The sequence below is a fragment of the Moorena sp. SIO4E2 genome (genome assembly GCF_010671945.1).
Classification (GTDB): Bacteria; Cyanobacteriota; Cyanobacteriia; order Cyanobacteriales; family Coleofasciculaceae; genus Moorena; species Moorena producens.
The window spans coordinates 1-2,293 of record NZ_JAAHIE010000904.1; the positions used below are offsets into that span (position 1 = coordinate 1).

The 2,293-nt window shown below is 37.7% G+C and carries 2 protein-coding genes; both read right to left on the reverse strand.

What is annotated here, in order from left to right; genetic code table 11:
* Positions 1 to 351 (reverse strand): hypothetical protein (locus F6K37_RS38785; protein WP_287256518.1); only part of this gene is annotated, 351 nt, incomplete at its 3' end.
* Between the two features lie 40 nt (positions 352 to 391).
* Positions 392 to 2,293 (reverse strand): N-acetylneuraminate synthase family protein (locus F6K37_RS38790; protein WP_287256520.1); only part of this gene is annotated, 1,902 nt, incomplete at its 5' end.

A 2,293-nucleotide genomic window follows, 5' to 3' on the forward strand; every position in this document is an offset into this window, starting at 1 on the left:
TATAAAGATGAACTGTGGCCAAATACCTATCAGATCCCAGTAAAGGATATATCGATTCATGGCAACTGATGTTTTACTAGAAATATATTTTTTTTCTTCTTGAGTTAAATCCAGCAAACTAGGACCAGAGCCAATAACAAATATTTCGTCATAGATAAAATCATCTGTATTTTTCCTAAAAACTAATGATTCATCTATAGAAGGTGATAATGCACTCGATTTAATTTTTAGAAGATTTAACTCATCTTCAAGTGTTAAAAAATTACTTTTTAAATCAGATATTTGACATATTTCTGACCAAAGTAATCTTTGAACAATAGACCTCAAACTTGATCTAATAATTCCTTTCATATATTTTGATAATATGTAAAAAAATGACTTAATTATATATTTATAAAATAACCGTATTCACTCCAAAATATGGCTCTAACTTCTCTAAGCCGAACCAAAATCCCTCACCTTCATTCTTATGTCCTTGCCAAATTTCCGGAATAAAGAAAGCATTAGGCGCAGTCTTTTGCAAATCCTCCGCTAAAGCCGGAAAATCAATCTCACCTTCGCCAATTTGCAATCCTTCACCATCTATCCCTTCTGCATCAGCAATATGTAAATGAGCTGTTAACGGTCCAATTTGCTCAATAAACTCTTTGAAAGACCATTTATGATGATTACAAGCAAGTTTGGAGTGAGAAACATCTAAACAAACTCGATAGCCATATTTATTGCAAAACTCAGCGGTATCTTTTGGGTCTACAAATAAATTATGATAACGTTGACCGCCAAAATGCCAGGGGAAGGGAGGCATGGTTTGAGGAATGATTTCTACACCTTCTGTATCAAGTTCAGATAAACTTTTAACCAGCAATTCGTATAATTCACTCCGTTGAGATTGATGCAACGGTGCGTCTATGGTAAAACCACCAACATTGGTGACGATACAAGGTTGAGTTGCGCGTTTAAAGAAGGGCTTGAGTAGGCGGGTGATATCAATGACTCGTTGCAGTTCTCGGATAGAATGCTGACGGTACTCCTCATTCTGGGAGCATAAATCCAATACATGATCTCCAGCAAATAATTCTGGACTGTGAACTACTAAATCCAAATCTAGTGGTTGCTCAAAGTATTGGTAAATATCTTGCTCTAAATCCTTATAGCTGAGGTGAAACTCTAGTAAATCTGGATTTGTTTTTGCCAAGATATTCTTGAAATCATGGTAACGAACGGGTATACCCCAAGGACGCTTAAACTTGTAATTACGGGCTTGAATTTGCTCTCGTTCTAAATCACTGGGAAAGAAAAAATCACCCGCTTTAAATCGTCTTATGGCTAATTTTCCAATTAGTTCGGTTTTGCGGTTTGGTTGCAAACCTTTACCAGGACTTTTGACTTCAATCATTTCTGATGTAATAACTTGTCCTGGTTCCAGGTTGCAGTTTATTACTAAACTTTTAGCTAAAGTCTCGCGGTTGATTAGTTCTCCTTGGCTGATTCTACGTTCTTTTGCGTTACCCAAAGCCTCTTCGACTTGACGGATACTCCGCACCATTGCTTTAAACTCTTGTGGTAACAAACTTACTTTGTGGTCGTTACCTTCCATTGATTTATCAACGGTAAAGTGTTTCTCAATAACCTTTGCACCTTTAGCAACCGCTGCAATAGCTATGTTAATATCACGTTCGTGACCAGAATAACCAACAGGGCGATCGCTAATTTCTTTGAGACGTTCTAAATAGTTGAGATTTACGTCCTTGAAGGGAGCAGGATAGGTAGAATTACAGTGCAGTAGCACGTACATAGCACCCAATCTCTGCAATAAATTTACGGCTTCACTAATTTCAGCTTCCGTTGACATACCAGTGGAACAAATTAACGGTTTCCCAGTTTTAGCCAGTGCTGCGAGTAAGTCATGATTTGTCAAGTCAGCTGAAGCTACTTTATAGGCTTGCATTCCATATTCTTCTAAGAATGCCAGACTTTCCAAATCCCAGGGAGTACATAGTGGTAAGATACTACGTTGTTTGCAGTAGTCAAAAGCAGCAAACATTTCCTCTGGAGTGAGTTGAAAGCGAGAAAGTAAATCCAAAGTGTATTGGGAACCTAAATCTTCACTCCCATCATTAGCATTACCAGCATTACGGTAGAGAGCTTTCATACTACGCATCTGGAATTTAGCACAATCAGCCCCTGCTTCTACTGCTAAGTCAATCAGTTTCTTTGCTAATTCCAAACTGCCATTGTGGTTGTTACCAATTTCTGCAATTATGAATGCTGGTGATTCTGCATCAATAGTAAA